Below are 20,407 nucleotides of genomic sequence, written 5' to 3' on the forward strand. Positions count from 1 at the left end.
ATAAAAGTTCAAAACAAGGTCTTAAAAATTTTTCTGCATTTCAGCACAGGCACAATGGCGTCCCTTTTACTTCTGAAAGCAAACAGTCAATCATTCATCGACAGTTTATAAATGATCACACAGTTATCGTTAAGGGGTGCCACCAGATGGTGGCCACTGGCGCTAAGGCGATTTACTTCGGTCGATTCTTTATGTCTATGGGTAACGATGGCTTTTTCTACCCAGGATTCAAAAGTATTCTGACCATAGATTTTTGCCTTACCATCCGAACTGGTGGTCACCACAAGGCGTCCATCGGCGCTGAAGATGGCTGATTTGACAGCACCCAGATGGGAAATAGTGGCCTTTTCGATCCAGGATCCGTCAGTCTTCAGACCGTAGATTTTCGCCGTGTGATCGAGACTGGCCGTCACCACATGGCGACCATCGGGGCTGAAGATGGCTGTGAGGACACGGTCACCATGGCGGATAGTGCACTTTTCTTCCCATGATCCGTCGTCGTTCTGACCGTAGATTTTTGCAGTCTTGTCCCAACTGGCGGTTACCACATGGCGGCCATTGGGGCTAAAGACAGCTGACTTGACATAGTCCTTATGGGTAATGATGACTTCTTCCTGCCATGACCCATCGTCCTTTTGACCGCAGATTTTCGCCGTTTTAAACATATCGGTCGTTGCCAAATGGCGGCTATCGGGACTAAAGGTGGCTGAGCGCACCCTGTCATCATGGTCAATGGAGGCTTCTGTTCCCCATGATCCGTAAACGATTTTCACCTTGTAATCGACACCGACAGCCACAACATGGCAGTTATCGGGGCTGAAGTCGGCTGATATGATACTAGCGTCATGGAAAATGGTGACTTCTTCTTCCCAGGATCCATCGTCCTTCTGACCATAGATTTTTGCAGTCTTGTCGCAACTGGCGGTCACCAAATGGCGACTATCGGCGCTGAAGGTGGCTGAGACAACCCATTCATCATGGGAAATAGTGAGTTTTTCTTCCCATGTCCCATCGTCTCCCTGAACACAAATTTTCGCCGTCTTATCATGGCCGGAGGTCACTAAATGGCGGCCATCGGCACTGAAAGCAACTGAGGAGCAATCGTCATCATGGGAAATGGCGAGTTTCTGTGCCCATACCCCATCGACTTGACCATAGATTTTTACCCTATAATCAAAAGTGGCGATCGCCAGGTGGCTGCCATCGTCGCATAAGATGGCCAATTCAACATTGTCTTCGTGGGGAATGAAGATTTCTCTTTCCCATGATCCATTGGCCTTTTGGCCGTAGATTTTCACGCCATCGCCTCCCTCGGTCATCAGGCGGCTGCCATCGGCACTGAAGGTGACTGAATACACACCGATTTCATGGGTAATCTCGACTTCTCCGACTGCATTATAGGTTTTGTATTCAGACATCAGCCGGGCTTTGGTGAAATAAAAGAGAGCGGGAAAATAAACTTTCTCTCGATCATTTACGAGTGATTTAACGAACGCTTCATCCCTGGTAAACGGTCGCAGCCAATGACGGAGTTGTTCTTTATTCTTTGTAGCAAGGATTTTCTTTAATTGATCCTGGTGTGGTATAGGAAACCGGCGGTACCAGGCCCTTTCCAGTGCATGATCGTTTTTAACAGCCCAGTTAAAGTAATTACAAACCTGCTGTAAGCGGGTAACATCTCGAAACTCCAACAAACCAATAATTTTATTGGTTGTTTCAATAGGTAAATCGAAAAATAAAGATTTTTTCGTTTTTCTCTTATCAGGTATAGCGACGGACCGGCCTGCGCTGACACCGGATAATCCCTCCCCCTCCGGTTGATCACGATTAGTTGACGGCGAGAGTGAACCAAACCTGGTGGATTTATTATCGGTAGCTTCCAAACCTTGTGACTCCTGGTAAGCATTTTCCCCGGATTAAAAAGGGCGTTAAAAATTAAGTCAGCAAATCAGACTCGGTTTTTAAATAAAAGTTCATGACATTGTCTTAAGTGCCATTAAAGTTCAGCGCATGCACAATGGCGTCCCTTTTATTTGTAACGTCCCGAAATTGTCCCCTACAGGGCGGGCTTATGGATCCTGGAAAAGCAGTGAACGTATACTTCTTCAACAGCTGGTCAACGGGTGCAAAAGAACGGGTAGTCATTACATGGTGACTGTCAGCGCTAAAAGTGGCTGAGTCAATCGAACCATTCTCTGTAATGATGGCTTTTTTGACCCATGATCCATCAATTTCCTGACCATAGATTTTTGCTGTTCGATCTTTACTGGCGGTCACCACATGACGGCCATCAGGGCTAAAGGCGACTGAGTTGACCGAAGAGGTATGGAAAATGGTGACTTCTTCCCACCATGATCCATCGGCCTTCAAACCATAGATTTTTGCCGTTCCATCTATACTGGCGGTCACCACACTGCGTCCATCGGCGCTGAAGATCGCTGACTTGATAAAGTCATCATGGGAAATGGTGGCTTTTTCTTCCCATACAGCATCAACCTTCAGACCACAGATTTTCACCATGTGATCGTTACTGATGGTAATTACATAGCAGCCATTGGGGCTGAAGGTGGCTGAGGTGACCTCGTGATCGTGGTTAACGGTAACTTCTTCTTCCCATGACCCGCCCGTCTTGAGACCAAAGATTTTCGCTGTGTAATCGTTACTGGTGGTCACCACTTTGCAACCATCAGCACTGAAAGTGACCGAGTTGACCCAGGTATCGTGGGAAATGATAGCTTTTTCTTCCCATGATCCATCGTCCTTCAAACAGTGAATTTTGGCCATAAAATCATCGCCGACGGTCACCAGATGGCGGTTATCGGGGCTAAAGGTGGCTAAAGAGACCCAACCAGTATGGGAAATGATGGCTACTTCTCCCCATGACCCATCGACCTTCAGACCATAAATTTTTGCCGTGTTATCGCAACTAACGGTCACCAGATGGTGGCTATCTGCACTGAAACAGACTGAGTTGATCCAATCGTTGTGGGAAATGGTGAGTTTTTGTTGCCATGAGCCATCGCCGCTCTGACCATAGACTTTTGCCGTGTTATCGTTACTGGCGGTTACCAGATAGCAGACATCCGGGCTGAAAGAGGCTGAGTTGATGTATTCATCATGAGCAATGGTGGCTTTTTCTTCCCATGAACCACCGGCTTTCTGACCGTGGATTTTCACCTTTTTAGCCAAACTGCTGAGGGTCACCACATGGCTACCGTCTTCACTGAAGGTGACTGAGTCGATCCAGTCATCATGGGAAATGGTCACTTTTCCTAGCCATGACCCATCGACCTCCTGACCATATACTTGTACCTTTTTATGATCACAGTCGAAGAACGCTACCAAATGGCGGCCATCCGCGCTGATGGTTTCTGAAATGACCCAATTATTTGAAATGGTGTCTTTTGTACCTAAATTAAATGTTTTACATCGAGACATAAGTCCAGTTCTGGTGAAATGGAACAAAGCAGAAAAATAAACGCTCTTACGGCTTTTTATGAGTGATTCAATTAACGTTTCATCCTTCGTAAATGGTCGCAGCCAGCTACGAAGTTGTTCTTTATCATTGGCAGGAAGGATTTTCTTAAGTTGATATTGATGTAAAGAAGGAAACCTTTCATACCATGCCTTTGCCAGAGAATGATCGCTTTTAATAACCCTGTTTATTTGAGTCGATACCTGTTGTAAACGGGCAACATCCCGAAGTTCCAACAAGCGAATAATTTTGATAGTTAATTCCTCGGGCAAATCGTGCAATAAAACTGTTTTCTTAATTTCTCTGTCAGGTATAGTGACGGATCTAGCCACACTGACACCAGGTGACTCTCCCTCTAATCGCGCGAGCTTGGTTGGAGTCGAGGAGGAACCGACTATGCCTGATTTATTAACATCATAAAGCATATCTGGTTTTTCCAAAGTTAGTAACGCCGCAAAAACAAGGACGCTCAAAGTTGATGAAGTAGCTTAGAATCGATTTTGAAATAAAAGTTCAAAAAATGCTCTTAAAAAGTTTCTGTATTTCAATACATGCAGAATGACGCCGCTTTTATTTGTCACAGCACACAGACAATCATTTATTCTTCTGTAGTTTAATAATTCGCACCTTATTATCGTACGAATTGGTCACAAGGTGATGTCCATCGGCGCTGAATTTGGCTGATTTGATCGGACGTTTGCCAGAGATGATGACTTTTTCGACCCATGATCCATTCTTCCTGAGACCATAGACTTTTGCCGTTCCATCTTTACTGGTAGTCAGCACTTGGCAGCCATCGGCGCTGAAGCTGACTGAATCGACCACACATTCATGGGAAATGGTGGTTTTTTCGACCCATGATCCGTCAGCCTTCTGACCACAGATTTTCGCCTTGCCGTCTTTACTGGCGGTCACCACATGACGGCTATCGGGGCTGAAGATGGCTGAGGTAACAGCTTTATCATGGCAAATGATGAGCTTTTTTTCCCATGATTCATCATCGTCCTTCAGACTAAAGATTTTTGCGGTGTTATCGTCACTGGCGGTCACTACATGGTGGTCATCAGGGCTAAAGATGGCCGACTCGATACAACGATCGTGGAAAATGGTGGCTTCTTGTTCCCACGAGCCATTGTCCTTCCGACGAAAAATTTTTGCTGTGCCGTCTCTGCTGCCGGTCACCACGCGGCGAGAATCGCCGCTGAAGTTGGCTGAGTAGACCCATTCGTCATGCAAAATGATGACTTCTTTTTCCCATTGACCATCAGCCTTCTGGCTATGGATTTTTACCTCCTTGCCACTGCCTGCGGTCACCACAAGACGGCTATCGTTGCTAAAGCTGGCCTGGTAGATAATATCTTTATGAGAAATGGTAGCTTCTTCCTCCCATGACCCATCGGTCTTCTGACCATAGATTTTCGCCTTTTTATCCATACTGACGGTCACTAGATGACGGCAATCGGCACTGAAGGTGACCAGGAAGAGCCTATGATCATGCAAAATGGTCAGTTTTTCTTCCCAGGATCCATCGTCATTCTGACTGCAAATTTTCGCAGTATGATCCCAACTGCCGACCACCAGGTGACGACTATCGGGACTGATGTCAACTGTGCTGATCGTAGCATTATGGAAAATAGTGAGTTTATGTACACATGACCCATCAGCCTTCAGATCATGGATTTTTACCTGACCATCGCGTCCGGCGGTCACCACCTTGCAGCTATCGGGGCTGAAGATGGCAAAGTAGACAAAGCCATCATGGGAAATAATGGCTTTTTCTACCCATGATCCATTGGTCTTCTGACTATAAATTTTCGCTGTATTATCGAAGCTGGCTGTCACAATGTGGGAACCATCAGGGCTGACGCGGGTTGACGTGACCGAGTAATCATGGTCAATAATCGCTTTTGTAACTGCTTTAAATGTTTTGCATTCAGACATCAGTCGAGCTTTGGTGAAATAAAACAGAGCAGGAAAATAAGAAATCTTTCGTTTCTTTATAAGTGAGTTGACTAATGCTTGATTACTTGTAAAGGGCTGCAGCGGTAGCCAAAGACAAAGTTGTTTTTTATCCTCTACAGAAAGGATTGTCTTTAATTGATCTTGGTCTTGAGCAGTAAACCGCTGATACCATGCTTTCTCCAGAGCATAATCATTTTTAATAACCCTGTTAAAGTAAGTACTGACCTTCCGTAAACGTACAATATCCCGAAACTCCAACAAGCGAATAATTTTGATGGTTAACTCCTCGGGCAAATCGAGTAATGAAGCTGTTTCCTTTAATTCTTTGTCAGCTGCAACGATGGAGCTGCCAGCACCAAAATCAGATCGTTCTCCGCCGAACCGTGCCACCTTGGTTGAGGGCAATGGCGAACCGGTCATGCCTGAGTTGCTAGTCTTGATATCCATATCTGGCTTCTCCTTAATGAGTCCTCCCCTCGATTAACAAGGACTTTTTAAATTGATGGAGTAAATTAGAGTCGGTTGCGAAATAAAAGTTCAAAACAGGGTCTTACGTACAATTAACGAAGTTTCTGTCTTTCGCCGCATGCAGAATGGCGTCCCTTTTATTTGCCACAGTCAACGATCAATTATTGCTTGAATCCAACTTCATTCTTAACTTATTAATTCGCACTATGTGATCGCTAGTGATCGTCACCACGTAGTCGCCACCAGCCATAAAGCCGACTCTTGTGATCCAATCATTATGGGAAATAATAACTTTTTCGCTCCATGATCCATCAATTTCCTGACCATAGATCCTTGCTGTTCCATCTTTGCGGGTGGTCAGCACTAAGCGGCCATCGGGGCTGAAGATAGCTGGGTTAAACGGATTATCACGGGAAATGATGGCTTTTTCGACCCATGATCCATCAACCTTCTTGCCAGATATTTTCTTGGTACCATCTCTGCATCTGGTTAACACATGGCAACCATCCGGGCTGAAGATGGCTGAGATAATATTGCCATCATGGGAAATGGTGAGTTTTTCTTCCCAAGATCCACCGTCCTTCTGGCCGCAGATTTTCGCCTTGTTAAGACTGATGGTCACCACATGGCGGCCATTGTGGCTAAAAGTGGCTGATCTGACGCCGTAATCATGGGAAATTGAGGCTTCCTCTTGCCATGAGCCATCGGTCTTCTGACCGAAGATTTTCGCAGTTTCATCGTCACTGGCCGTCACCACTCGACAACCATCGGCGCTAAAGGTGGCTGAGTTGACCAATCGTTTATGGGAAATGGTGACTTTTTCTACCCATGATCCATCGACCTTCTGGCCATGGATTTTCGCCTTGTAATGACCACCGAGGGTCAACACGTGGCGGTCATCAGCACTAAAAATGGCCGACTTGAGAAAGTCATGATGGCGAATGGTGGTTTGTTCTTCCCATGAGCCATCGGTCTTCTGACAATAGATTTTCGCGGTTTTATCACAGTTGGCCGTCAACAGTAAGCGACCATCGGCGCTGAAGGTGGCTGCTTTGACCAATGAGACATTGCAGATAGTGACTTTTTCTGCCCATGATCCATCGTCTTCCTGACTATAGATTTTTACCCCCTTTCCGAAAACATCAGTCACCAAATGACTACCATCGGCACTTAAGACGGCAAATTCGAACCAATCATCATGGAAAATGGTGAGCTTTTCTTTCCATGATCCATCGTCTCCCTGACCAAAGATTTTCAACCTATCATCTCTGTAATTGCCAAACACCAAATGGCTGCCATCGGCACTAAAGCTGGCTAATCTGATATCGTCTCCATGGAAACAGGAGAGCGTACACTGCCATGACCCATTAACCTTCTGACTAATGATCTTCACCTCACCATCTCTACTGGCGGTCAACAAATGGCGACCATCGATGCTGTAGGTGTCAAAGTACACCTGGCTATGATGAGCAAAGACAGCCTCTGTAACTAAATAATACTTTTTGTATTGAGACATCAGTCGAGCTTTGGTGAAATGGCAGAGAGCAGGAAAATAAGCTCTCTCTCGCTGTTCTACAAGTGAATTGACTAACGCTTGATCCTTCGTAAACGGTCGCAACCAATTACAGAGTTGCTCTTTATCCTTTATAGGAAGAATCTTCTTTAATTGATATTGATGTGGTGAAGAAAGCCGACGATACCATGCCTTTTCCAGAGCATAATCGTTTTTAATGACATTGTTAAAGTGAGTACAAACTTGCTGTAAGCGGGTAACATCTCGAAACTCCAGCAAACGAATAATTTTGATTGTTATTTCGAAAGGAAAATAGAGCAATAAAGATTTTTTGTTTTTTTCCTTTTCAGGTATAGTGACGGATCTATCCGCACTAATACCAGATAGTTCTTCCCCCAACTGAGTGCGATTGATTAACAGCGAGAGCGAACCAGCCATACTGGATTTATTATTCGTAGGATCCAAATCTGATTTCTCCTTTGTTAATATTCTTCCTGTAAAAAGATCATTAAAGATTGATACGATTGATCAGACTCGGTTTTGAAGTAAAAGTTCATTAGAGGGTCTTAAATGCAACTAATAAACTTTCAGTCTTTCAGCACAGGCAGGATTGAGTCCCTTTAATTTCTCACAGCAAACAATCAATTATTGTTTTAATCCAGCTTCATCAATAATTTATTAAAATGCACGTTGTTATTTTTCGTGATCGTAATGACGTATTGGCTACCAGCGCTAAAGCCGACTGATATGATCGATTCATCATGGGAAATAATGACTTTTTCGCTCCAGGATCCATCAATCTCCTGACCATGGATTTTTGCCGTTCCGTTTATATGAGTGCTCAGCAGGTAGCGGCCATCGGCACTGAAGATGGCTGAGATGTCACGGCCATCATGGGAAATGGTGAGCTTTTCTTCCCATAGTCCATCGTCTTTCCGGCCAAAGATTTTCACGGTGTTACGTGGAGTAAATTAGAGTCGGTTGCGAAATAAATTGCCACAGTCAACCATCATTCACTCGTCCGCAGTTTATTAATTCGCACTTCATTATCGCTGCTGATGGTCAATACATGGTTACCATCGGCGCTGAAAGTGGCTGATTTGATCGAGCGTTTGTGGGAAAGTATGGCTTTTACGACCCATGATCCATCAGTGTGCTGGCCAATAATTCTCGCCGTGCAGTCATCACTGGCGGTTACCACATAGCGACCATCAGGGCTAAAGGTGGCAGAGTTGATCAGACCATCATGGGAAATGGTGCGCTTTTCTTTCCACAATCCATTGAGCTCAAGGCCGAAGATTATCAATGTGCCATCGTTACTGGCGGTCAGCAAATGACGATCATCAGGGCTGAAGGCGGCGGAGTTGACGGTGCCATCATGGGAAATGGTGGCATTTTCTTGCCATGATCCATTGACCTGCCGACTATGAATTTTGACCTTGCCATTTCTGGCTACGGTCACCACATGGTGGCCTTTGGCCGTTAACCTGGCTGATTCGACCCAGTGATTATAGGTAATGGTGGCTTCATGTTCCCATGATCCATCAGTCTTCTCGCCATAGATTTTCGCCGTCCTATCGAAACTGGCCGTCACCATACGGTGGCCATCAGCGCTGAAGGTAGCTGATTGCAAACGGTAATCATGGAAGATGGTCACTTTTTCTAACCATGATCCGTTCTCTTCCAGATGGTGGATTTTCGCCTTGTAATCACCACCGACGGTCACCGCATGGCGGCCATTGGCAGAGAAGGTGGCTGATAAGACCCAGTGATCATGGGTAATGGAGGCTTCTTCTTGCCATGAACCATCAGTCTTCTCACCATAGATTTTTGCCGTGTTATCAAAACTGGCAGTGATCAAATGACGACTATCCGAGCTGAATGCGACAGATGTGACCCAATTATTATGGGAAAGGATGAGTTTTTCTTCCCATGATCCATCATCCTCCTGGCTAATAATTTTTGCCGTGAAGTCGTCGCTGCAAGTTACCAAATGGCGACCATCAGGACTGAAGGAGGCTAAGCCGATAAAACCATTATGGGAAAGGGTGAGTTTATGCAACCATACCCCACCGACTTCCTGACCATAGATTTTCGACGTGTTATCCACACTGACGGTCACCACATGGTAGCCATCGGCACTGAATGTGGCTGAGGTGACGTGACCATGGTGGGAAATGACGGCTTCTTTTACCCATAATCGCTTATTATCATTCTGACCATAGATTTTCGCCTTTCTGTCGTTACTGGCGGTCACCAGATGACGGCTATCGGCGCTGAAGTTGGCTGATCTGATACGGTTACGGTTGGCAATGGTTGCTTTATTCTCTAAATCAAATGTTTTACATCGAGACATCAGTCCAGCTCTGGTGAAATAGAACAAAGCAGGAAAATAAACTTTCTTTCGGTATTTTATGAGTGATTCGACTAACGCTTCATCCTCCGTAAACGGCCTCAGCCAAAGACGAAGTTGTTTTTTATCTTCTGAAGGAAGGCTCGTCTTTAATTGATATTGGTGTGGCAAAGAAAACCTCTGATACCATGCCTTTGCAAGAGCATGGTTGTCTTTAATAACCCTGTGTAAATGGGTAGATACCTGTTGCAAACGGGCAATATCCCTGAGCTCCAACAAGCGAATAATTTTGAGGGTTAATTCCTCGGGCAAATCGTGCAATGAGGGTGTTTTCTTTATTTCTTTTTCAGCGACAGCGACAGACCTGCCCACACTGTAACCCGATAGTTCTAATGCCGATCGCGCAAACTTGATTGTGGGCGAGGAATAACCGACCATGCTGGATTTATTATTTGCAGCATCCATCACTGATTTTCCCTGAATTAGAGTAACCGACGATTGATAAGGAGGCTCAAAATTGATGAAGCAAATTAGAGTCGGTTTTGAAATAAAAGTTCAAAAAGTGGTGTCCTGAGTTTCTGTCTTTGAGCACATGCAGAATGGCGCCCCGTTTATTTATCACAGCAAAGAATCATTCACTCATCCATAGTTTAATAATTCGCACTTTATTATACCTACTGATAGTCAATACATGGTTACCATCGGCGCTGAAAGTGGCTGATATGATCGGACATTTATGGGAAAGGATGGCTTTTACGACCCATGATCCATCAGTGTGCTGGCCAATGATTCTCGCAGTGCAATCGTCACTGGCAGTTACCACATGGCGGCCATCAGGGCTAAAGGTGGCTGAGTTGACAGAATCATTGTGGTAAAAGGTACGTTTTTCTTCCCAAGATCCGTCCTTCAGGCCGAAGATTCTCACCGCGCCATCGTTGCTGGCGGTTAGCAGATGGCGGTCATCAGGGCTGAAGGTGACTGAGTTGACAGTGCCATCATGGGAAATGGTGACATTTTCTTTCCATGATCCATTGTCCTGCTGGCTATGGATTTTGACCTTCTTATCTTCACTGGCGGTCACCACATGGCAGACATCAGAACTGAAGGCGGCTGAAGTGACCCAGTAAACATGGGAAATAGTAGCTTCTCGTTCCCATGAGCCATCAGTCTTCTCACCATAGATTTTCGCCGTGTTATCCAAACTGGCCGTCACCAAATGATGGCCATCGTCGCTGAAGGTAGCTGACTGCACAAAGTCATCATGGGAAATGGTCACTTTTTCTAACCATGATCCATTCTCTTCCAGGTGGTGGATTTTCGCCTTGCGATCATCACCGACGGTCACCGCATAGCTACCATCAGCACTAAAGGTGGCTGATCTGATCCAATGATCATGGGAGATGGTGACTTTTTCTTCCCATGATCCATCGTCCCGCAGGTGGAGGATTTTCGCAGTGTGATCGGCACTGACGGTCAACACATGACGGCTATCGGCGCTGAAGGTGGCATAGTTGACCCAATCATTATGGGATAGGGTGAGCTTTTCTTCCCAGGATCTATCATCCTTCTGACTGATAATTTTCGCTGTGTGGTCGTCACTGGCGGTTACCACATGACGACCATCAGGGCTGAAGAAAGCTGAGTTGATGAAATTATTATGGGAAATGGTGAGTTTATGTACCCATGACCCATCGACTCCCTGACCATAGATTTTCGACGTATGATCGAAACTGAGAGTCACCACATGACGGCTATCGACACTGAAGGTGGCTGAGTTGACATCAAAATTGTGAGCAATAGTTGCTTTTTCTACCCATTTTCCCTTGTCATTCTGGCTATAGATTTTCGCCTTTCTGTCGTCACTGGCAGTCACCACATGACGACTATCGGCGCTGAAGTTGGCTGATCTGACAATATCACGATGGGCAATGGTCGTTTTTTTCTCTGAATCAAATATTTTACATTGAGACATTAGCCCAGTTTTGGCGAAATAAAACAAAGCAGGAAAATAAACTTTCTTTCGGCATTTTATGAGTGATTCGACTAACGCTTCATCCTTCGTAAACGGCCTCAACCAAAGACGGAGTTGTTTTTTATCTTCTGCAGGAAGGCTTGTCTTTAATTGATATTGGTGAGGTGAAGAAAACCGCTGAAACCATGCCTTTGCCAGAGCATGATTGTCGTTAATTACCCTGTGTAAGTGAGTCGATACCTGTTGCAAGCGGACAATATCCCGAAGTTCCAACAAACGAATAATTTTGACGGTTAATTCCTCGGGCAAATCGTGCAATGAGGCTGTTTTCTTTATTTCTTTTTCAACGACAGCGATAGACCTGCCCGCTCCGTCACCAGAAGGTTCTCCGCCCGATCGTGTGAGCTTGGTTGGAGGCAAGGAAAATCCAACGACGCCGGAGTTGTTATTTGCGCTATGCATACCTGATTTTCCCTGGACTAGTCTTGCCGTCGATAAACAAGGAGGTTCAAAATTGATGGAGAAAATTAGAGTTGGATTTGAAATAAAAGTTCAAAACATGGACTTAAAAGTTTCTGTCTTTAAGCACATGCAGAATGGCGCCCCTTTTATTTGTCACAATCATCAATCATCCGTAGTGTAATAATTCGCACTTTATTATCGCTACTGATAGTTAATACATGGTAACCATCGGCGCTGAAAGTGGCTGATTTGATTGAACGTTTATGGGAAAACATGGCTTTTACGACCCATAACCCATCAGTGTGCTGGCCAATGATTCTCGCCGTGCAGTCATCGCTGGCAGTTAGTACATGGCGACCATCGGAGCTGAAGGTGGCAGAGTTGACAGAATCATTGTGGTAAAAGGTACGTTTTTCTTCCCATGATCCATCGACCTTCAGGCCATAAATTCTCACCGTGCGATCATTACTGGCGGTCACCAGATGCTGACCATCAGGGCTGAAAGCGGCTGAGTTGATAGAGTCATCATGGAAAATGGTGACATTTTCTTTCCATGATCCATCAACCTGTCGGCTATGAATTTTGACCTTGTTATCTCCACCCAAGGTCAGCACATGGCGGCCATTAGCAGTTAAGTTGGCTGTTAAGACCCAGTCATCGTGGGAAATAGTGGCTTCTCGCTCCCATGAGCCATCAGTCTTCTCACCATAGATTTTCGCCGTGTTATCCAAACTGGCCGTCACCAGATGTTGCCCATCGGCGCTGAAGTCAACTGAGTTCACACGCTGATCATGGGAAATGGTCACTTTTTCTAACCATGATCCATTCTCTTCCAAATGGTGGATTTTCGCCTTGTGATCACCACTGACGGTCACCACATGGTGACCATCCGCGCTAAAGGTAGCTGACTGGATCAAGCCATTATGATGAATGATGATTTTTTCTTCCCAGGATCCATCGTCTCTCTGTGCGAAGATTTTCGCAGTGTGATCGAAACTGATGGTCATCACATGACGGCTATCGGTGCTGAAGACAGAGTTGACCCAGTGATTATGGGAAAGGGTGAGCCTTTCTTCCCATGATCCGTCATCCTTCTGGCTAATGATTTTCGCCGTGTGGTCGCAACTGCCAGTTACCACATGGCGACCATCAGGGCTGAAGGAGGCAGAGCAGATCAAACCATTATGGGAAATGGTGAGTTTATGTACCCATGACCCACCAACTCCCTGACCATAGATGTTCGAAGTGTTAACACTGGCGGTCAACACATGGCGGCTATCGGCAGTGAATTTGGCTGAGGTGACTTGAAAGGCGTGAGCTATGGTGGCTTTTTTTATCCATGATTCATCGTCCTTTTGGCCATAGATTTTCGCCTTTTTGTCGTTACTGGCGGTCAACGCATGAAGGCCATCGGCGCTGAAGCTTGCTGAACTGACAAAGTCATCGTGGGTAATGGTAGCTTTTTTCTCTAAATTAAATGTTTTACATCGAGACATCAGTCCGGTTCTGGTGAAATGAAACAAAGCAGGAAAATAACTTTTCTTTCGGTATTTTATGAGTGATTCGACTAACGCTTCATCCTTCGTAAACGGCCTCAGCCAACAACGGAGTTGTTTTTTATCTGCTGCAGGAAGGCTGGTCTTTAATTGATATTGATGCGGTGTAGAAAACCGCTGATACCATGCCTTTGCCAGAACATGATTATCTTTAATAACCCTGTGTAAGTGAGTCGATACCTGTTGCAAACGGGCAATATCCCGAAGTTCCAACAAGCGAATAATTTTGATGGTTAATTCCTCGGGCAAATCGTTCAATGAGGGTGTTTTCTTTATTTCTTTTTCAGCTGCAGCGACAGACCTGCCCGCAGTGTAACCCGATGGTTCGGGTGCCGAACGCGCGAACTTGGTTAGGGCCGAGGAATAACCGACCATGCTGGATTTATTATTTGCAGCTTCCATCACTGATTTTTCCTGGTTAGTGTTACCGAAGATTGATAAGGAGGTTCAAAATTGATGAAGCAAATTAGAGTCGATTTTGAAATAAAAGTTCATAAAATGCTGTCCTGAGTTTCTGTCTTTCAGCACATGCAGAATGGCGCCCCTTTTATTTGTCACAGGAAACCATCACTCACTCATCCGTAGTTTAATAATTCGCACTTTATTATCCCTACTGATAGTTAATACATGGTTACCATCGGCGCTGAAAGTGGCTGATTTGATTGAACGTTTATGAGAAAGGATGGCTTTTACGACCCATGATCCATCAGTTTGCTGGCCAATGATTCTCACCGTGCAGTCATCACTGGCGGTTACCACATGGCAACCATCGGGGCTAAAGGTGGCAGAGTTGACCCAATCATTACAGAAAAAGGTGCGTTTCTCTTCCCATGATCCATTGATCTTAAGGCCACAGATTTTCACCGTGCCATCCATACTGGCGGACACCACATGGCGGTCATCAGGGCTGAAGGTGGCTGAGTTGATCCAATCATTATGGGACAGGGTGAGCTTTTCTACCCATGATCCATTGACCTGCCGGCTATGGATTTTGACCTTGTAATCTCTACCGACGGTCACCACATGGCGGCCATTGGCAGTTAAGTTGGCTGATGCAACCCAGTGATTATGGGAAATAATGGCTTCTTGTTCCCATGAGCCATCAGTCTTCTCACCATAGATTTTCGCCGTGTTATCCAAACTGCCCGTCACCAGATGATGGCCATCGACGCTGAAGGTAGCTGACTCCACGTAGTTATCATGGGAAATGGTCACTTTTTCTAACCATGATCCATTCTCTTCCAGGTGGTGGATTTTCACCTTGTGATCATCACCGGCGGTTAGCGCATGGCTACCATCAGCGCTAAAAGCGACTAACTGGATCCAGTGATCATGGATAATGAAGGCTTCTTCCTCCCATGATCCATCAGTCCTCTTACCATAAATTTTCGCCGTGTTATCGAAACTGCCGGTCATCACACGACGGCTGTCAGAGCTGAATGTGACAGAGTCGACCCGGTAATTATGGGAAATGATGAGCTTTTCTTCCCATGATCCATCATCCTTCTGGCTAATAATTTTTGCCGTGCGGTCGATACTGCCGGTTATCAAGTGCAGACCATCCGGGCTGAAAGAGGCTGAGATGACGAAACCATTATGGGAAATGGTGAGTTTATGTACCCATGACCCACCGACTCCCTGCCCATAGATTTTCGCCGTGCGATCCTTACTGATCGTCAACACGTGGCGGCCATCGGCACTGAATATGGCTGAGTTGACGTCACCATCGTGGGAAATGGTGGCTTCTTTTACCCATAATCGCTTATTGTCATTCTGGCCATAGATTATCGCCTTTTTGTCGTTACTGGCGGTCACCACATGACGGCTATCCGCGCTGAAGTTGGCCGATCTGACACGGTCATAGTGGGCAATGGTAGCTTTTTTCTCTAAATCAAATATTTTACATTGAGACATTAGCCCAGTTTTGGCGAAATAAAACAAAGCAGGAAAATAAACTTTCTTTCGGCATTTTATGAGTGATTCGACTAACGCTTCATCCTTCGTAAACGGCCTCAACCAAAGACGGAGTTGTTTTTTATCTTCTGCAGGAAGGCTTGTCTTTAATTGATATTGGTGCGGTAAAGAAAACCGCTGAAACCATGCCTTTGCCAGAGCATGATTGTCGTTAATTACCCTGTGTAAGTGAGTCGATACCTGTTGCAAGCGGACAATATCCCGAAGTTCCAACAAACGAATAATTTTGACGGTTAATTCCTCGGGCAAATCGTGCAATGAAGCAGTTTTCTGTATTTCTTTGTCGGGTACAGCGATGGATCTAACTTTACTGACACCTGATGATTTTCCCTCCAATCGAGCGTAACCATCTGACAGCAAGACTGAACCGGCTACGCCAGATTCACTATTCATAGAATCCAAACCTGGTTTCTCCTATGTTAGAACTTTCAATCAATTAAAAAAGAGCTTTCAAAACTGATGCAATTAATAAGTACTCAGCCATACGGAATCGAATATTTCTGGCTTATTGGGCAGGTGCTCTGCAAGGCGCAACGACGGGAACATAGCAAACTATGTGACCAGAGTTGCAACGCAGCACGACTGCATGGATGCAGGAGCTAGAGCAACGCAGGAGCAGTTGCCGCGAGTGCCTGAACAATAAGTCAGAAAATATGATTTCGTATGGTTGAGTACTTAAGAGTAGATTTCGAAATAAAAGTTCATTAATTGGAGTTAAGTGCTGATTGCCATTCTCCCCCACCTGAATCGAGGCTGTCGCAAAATTCTGGCTCCCATGTTTCAGCGTGGGAACCGGGTTTTGGAACACCGTATTCAGATGGAGAAGGATGTTAAATTCTTCATGATTACCCGGAAACGGTCGACTGGAGTGGAAGAGCGGTAAGAAAAGACGGAAAAGGCTCTATATCAGAATGCATACTCCTGTTCTGAAAAGGCTTGCAATCGATGCAGACGAATGACTAAGAATCATGAGTTGCAATAATCGATTCTATCGTGCTGTTGGGCGAATCAAGGCTTTGAAGGCTCATAAGTACAGTTCAATTATGGTTTTGTGAGTTAAATTATTGTAGTCGTTTATTTTGACTGTTTGATTCATTTTTTTGGTCTTATACTTCATCATTTTTACTGAATAACTTTGGTGAGATGACATTGTGTGTCTTTTAAAACCTATGCAGTCGTTTTTCAACGCTTTATTGAGTTTGCCGCTATTACCAAAGTAAAAGTTTGAGCCGTTGCAGTGAATCTTAAGCAAGATGAATTATAAATTAGTTTCTAATTTATAAAATTTTTGCGTGACCAGACTTTTTCTATTTTTGATTTATCTCCTTATTTATTCTTCGCTTCGACAGGCTGGGGATAAGGCCCAATAACTACTAAAAATCGAGATAAGGACGCAAACGGTGAATTTGATTCAGGTGCTTTGCTTTTCCACGTATCCAATGCTACTTTTTCATCGTAATGTAAATTTGAGACTAATTTAGTATGAGACTCACAAATACGATTTTAGTGTTATTAATATGTTTACTTTCTTGTTATTCAAGGGCAACAGTCCTCTCAACTGCTACTCGCCTCATCTCATTGAATGACAAAGCTTTAACGATATCATTTAAAAAAAGCGAAGCTAGTCATACAATGCTTTTGGATGCTTGTGAATCATCCAGGCTTTCAACAATGATTGCGTCAGTTAGAATGATGAGAGCAGTGCTTTTAAGTGAAGGTCAACCTAACCCGATAGATCCGAAAGATATATATTTAGGGCAATTATGGAACTTGGTAGAAGCCGGCGTTGGCAATACTCCGTCTAATCTTTTAAGTACTTTTGCTAGCGATTCCCCATTTACCGGGCCAGGTGGTGTACTTGATAGAACTCTTGAGGGTTTGCAAAGAAACAAAGGTTTGAATGAAGACTTAAAGAAGGTCTTGCTCATGGTGTTGAAAATACTTAATGAGAATACTGAGGTTATAAACTCATTTACTGAATTAGGACTAACAGATAAGCTTCAAGAAATAAAAGAAGAGATTGAGGAGTTAGGTCAAAGTGGGTAAAAAACACAGACTTCGTACGCGGTTGCAGCCAATTACGGAGTTGTTCTTTATCCTCTGTGGGAAGGCTTGTCTTTTTGTCTTTCACAACCAGAATGGCGCCCCTTTTATTTGTCACAGTAATCAATCATTCACTCATCCGTAGTTTATTAATTCGCACTCTATTATCACTACTGAAAGTCAATACATGGTTACCATCGGTGCTGAAAGTGGCTAATTCGATCGAACAATCATGGGAAAGGATGGCTTTTACGACCCATGATCCATCAATCTCCTGACCATGAATCTTTGCCGTTCCATCTAAATGGGTAGTAAGCAAATGGCGGCCATCGGTACTGAAAACGGCTGGGCGAAATGAATCTCCATAGCAAATGATGGCTTTTTCGACCCATGATCCATCAGCCTTCCTGCCAGAGATTTTCCTGGTACCATACTTACAGCTGCTTAGGACATGGCAACCATCGGGGCTGAAGATGACTGAGATAATATTTTCATCATGGAAAATAGTGAGCTTTTCTTCCCATGATCCATCGTCCTTATGACCGTAGATTTTCACCGTGTTATTACGATCGGCGGTCACCACATGGCGGCCGTTAGGGCTAAAGCTGGCTGATTTGACCCAGTGATCATGGGAAATATTAGCTTCTTCTTCCCATGCCCCATCGGTCTTCAGACCATAGATTTTCACCGTATTATCCTCACTGGCCGTTACCACTCGGTAACCATCGGTGCTGAAAGTGGCCGAGTTGATCAGTCGGTCATGGGAAATGGTGACTTTATCTACCCATGATCCATTGAGCTTCTGGCTGAGGATTTTTGCCTTGTAATCTTGACCGACAGTCAACACATGCTGGTCATCCGCACTAAAGATGGCGGATTGGACAGTTTCATCATGGTGAATAGTCGTTTCTTCTTCCCATGAACCATCACTCTTCTGAACGTAGATTTTCGCAGTTTTATCAACACTGGCCGTCACTACTCGGCGACTATCGGCGCTAAAGGTGATTGAGGCGATTGTCAGATTATGGGCAAGAGTCAATTTTTCTACCCATGATCCATCGACTTCCTGACCATAGATTTTCGCCGCAGTGAAGTCACTGGCAACCACCAAATGACGACCATCGGCACTGAAGGTGGCTGAGTAGGACCAACTGTAATGTGAATGGGAAATGGTGAGTTTTTCTTCCCATCGCCCATCATCACCCTGACTACAGATTTTCGCCGTTTCATCGACACTGATGGTCACCAAGTGCTTGCCATTGGCACTAAAGACGGCTGATATGAGACCGTTTTCATGGGAAAGGGTGAGTCTTTGCTCCCAAGACCCATCGCCCTTCTGAGCAATGATTTTCACCTCGCCATTTATACTGCTGGTGAGCCAATGGCGGCCATCGGTGCTAAATTCGATTCGGTTCGGACTGCCATTATGAGCAATGACCGCTTGTGTATCCAAATAATACTTTTTGTATTGAGACATCAGTCTAGCTTTGTTGAAATGGAACAAAGCAGGAAAATAAACTTTCTCCCGGTGATTGATGAGTGATTCAACTAACGCTTCATCTTTCGTAAAGGGTCGCAGCCAATTACGGAGTTGTTCTTTATCCTTTGTCGGAAGGATTTTCTTTAATTGATCCTGGTGTTGTAAAGAAAACCGGCGATACCATGCCTTTTCCAAGGAATGATCGTCTTTAATAAGATTGTTAAAGTGAGTAGATACCTGTTGTAAACCGATAATATCCCGAAACTCCAACAAACGAAAAATTTTAATTTGTAATTCTTCGGGCAAAGAGTGCAATGAAACTGTTTTCTCAATGTCCTTATCAGGTAGAGCGATGGATCTGCCCGCACTAACACCCGATGGCTCGCTCTCTATTGGAGTGTCCACAGGCTGTAGCGAGAGTGAAGCGACTGTGCTGGAAATGTTAGCGTTAGAGTCCATGCTGGGTTTCTCCTGAGTTACTATCTCCCCGGTTAAAGAGGGCATTCAAAATTGATGCTGTAAATTGGATTCGATTTTGAAATAAAAGTTCCATTAAAAAACTCAAAATACAATCACCACTCCCCCCAAGAAAAATCAGGAAATCTAGTTTCAAGAAGCTTATTATCCAACAGCACAGTTTTTCGCAATAAAGAATATAAGGAAGCACAATATAAAGATTCTGCGTTTACATACGAAAAAGTTGTCTACGCTCATTCAACCATCAATCCTTCTTGCGTAGTTCAGTGATTCTCACCTTGTTATCTCGACTGACGGTCACCACATTGCGGCTATCGGCGCTGAAGCTGGCTGCGGTGAATTCTGTCTTTTTTTGAATGGCGGCTTTTTGCAGCCATGAGCCATTGGCCTGCAGGCCATAAATTTTTACGACACCATCGATACTGGCGGTCACCACATGGCAAGCATCGGCACTGAAGCTGGCAGAGAGAACCTTATCCTGGTGGACAATGTTGGCTTTTAGTTTCCATGATCCATCGGTCTGCAGGCTACTGATTTTCGCCGTGCCATCATCACTGACGATCACAGTCCTTTGGAACCACTTGATGACCTTTTCTTCGACACACTGCCTCAAAAAAGAAAAATTGTATTTTTCATCAACGAAAACAGCCAGTTAGAAGCATTTTGGCTGCA

General features: G+C 44.7%; 12 protein-coding genes. 1 reads left to right on the plus strand and 11 read right to left on the minus strand.

All coding sequences use genetic code 11. The features are described from left to right. Nucleotides 1–86: 86 nt before the first annotated feature. From ACOJUN_RS24205 to ACOJUN_RS24245, 9 genes are all read right to left on the minus strand, one after another. On the minus strand, nucleotides 87–1,883 hold the full coding sequence (locus ACOJUN_RS24205) for a WD40 repeat domain-containing protein (RefSeq protein WP_422134401.1): 1,797 nt from the start codon (nucleotides 1,881–1,883) through the stop codon (nucleotides 87–89). Nucleotides 1,884–1,986: 103 nt separating this feature from the next. Then, entirely contained in the window at nucleotides 1,987–3,807 is a 1,821-nt protein-coding gene (locus ACOJUN_RS24210; protein ID WP_422134402.1) for an F-box/WD repeat-containing protein, read from the minus strand. Nucleotides 3,808–4,069: 262 nt separating this feature from the next. Next, complete coding sequence (locus ACOJUN_RS24215) at nucleotides 4,070–5,884, minus strand: F-box/WD repeat-containing protein (RefSeq protein WP_422134403.1); 1,815 nt, start codon at nucleotides 5,882–5,884, stop codon at nucleotides 4,070–4,072. A gap of 178 nt (nucleotides 5,885–6,062) precedes the next feature. Beyond that, entirely contained in the window at nucleotides 6,063–7,883 is a 1,821-nt protein-coding gene (locus ACOJUN_RS24220) for an F-box/WD repeat-containing protein (RefSeq protein ID WP_422134404.1), read from the minus strand. Nucleotides 7,884–8,071: 188 nt separating this feature from the next. Next, nucleotides 8,072–8,371 carry a hypothetical protein gene (locus ACOJUN_RS24225; RefSeq protein WP_422134405.1) on the minus strand — a complete coding sequence of 100 codons (300 nt, stop codon included), beginning with the start codon at nucleotides 8,369–8,371 and terminating at the stop codon, nucleotides 8,072–8,074. A 56-nt stretch (nucleotides 8,372–8,427) separates the two neighbouring features. Continuing rightward, nucleotides 8,428–10,236: an F-box/WD repeat-containing protein gene (locus ACOJUN_RS24230; protein ID WP_422134406.1), complete on the minus strand. Its 1,809-nt coding sequence runs from the start codon at nucleotides 10,234–10,236 to the stop codon at nucleotides 8,428–8,430. 166 nt (nucleotides 10,237–10,402) lie between these two features. Next, nucleotides 10,403–12,205, minus strand: a complete 1,803-nt coding sequence (locus ACOJUN_RS24235) for an F-box/WD repeat-containing protein (RefSeq protein ID WP_422134407.1) — start codon at nucleotides 12,203–12,205, stop codon at nucleotides 10,403–10,405. Between the two features lie 146 nt (nucleotides 12,206–12,351). After that, entirely contained in the window at nucleotides 12,352–14,163 is a 1,812-nt protein-coding gene (locus ACOJUN_RS24240) for an F-box/WD repeat-containing protein (protein WP_422134408.1), read from the minus strand. A 165-nt stretch (nucleotides 14,164–14,328) separates the two neighbouring features. Continuing rightward, complete coding sequence (locus ACOJUN_RS24245; RefSeq protein WP_422137125.1) at nucleotides 14,329–16,128, minus strand: F-box/WD repeat-containing protein; 1,800 nt, start codon at nucleotides 16,126–16,128, stop codon at nucleotides 14,329–14,331. Nucleotides 16,129–17,217: 1,089 nt separating this feature from the next. Here ACOJUN_RS24245 and ACOJUN_RS24250 point away from each other — a divergent pair. Beyond that, a complete protein-coding gene (locus ACOJUN_RS24250; RefSeq protein ID WP_422134409.1) occupies nucleotides 17,218–17,781 on the plus strand; it encodes a hypothetical protein in 564 nt (187 codons plus the stop codon). A 124-nt stretch (nucleotides 17,782–17,905) separates the two neighbouring features. Here ACOJUN_RS24250 and ACOJUN_RS24255 read toward each other — a convergent pair whose 3' ends face one another. Next, nucleotides 17,906–19,717 carry an F-box/WD repeat-containing protein gene (locus ACOJUN_RS24255; RefSeq protein WP_422134410.1) on the minus strand — a complete coding sequence of 604 codons (1,812 nt, stop codon included), beginning with the start codon at nucleotides 19,715–19,717 and terminating at the stop codon, nucleotides 17,906–17,908. Between the two features lie 262 nt (nucleotides 19,718–19,979). Further along, complete coding sequence (locus ACOJUN_RS24260; RefSeq protein WP_422134411.1) at nucleotides 19,980–20,300, minus strand: WD40 repeat domain-containing protein; 321 nt, start codon at nucleotides 20,298–20,300, stop codon at nucleotides 19,980–19,982. Nucleotides 20,301–20,407 lie beyond the last annotated feature (107 nt).

Origin of the sequence: Endozoicomonas sp. ALD040 (assembly GCF_049275945.1) — a bacterium.
GTDB lineage: Bacteria > Pseudomonadota > Gammaproteobacteria > Pseudomonadales > Endozoicomonadaceae > Endozoicomonas_A.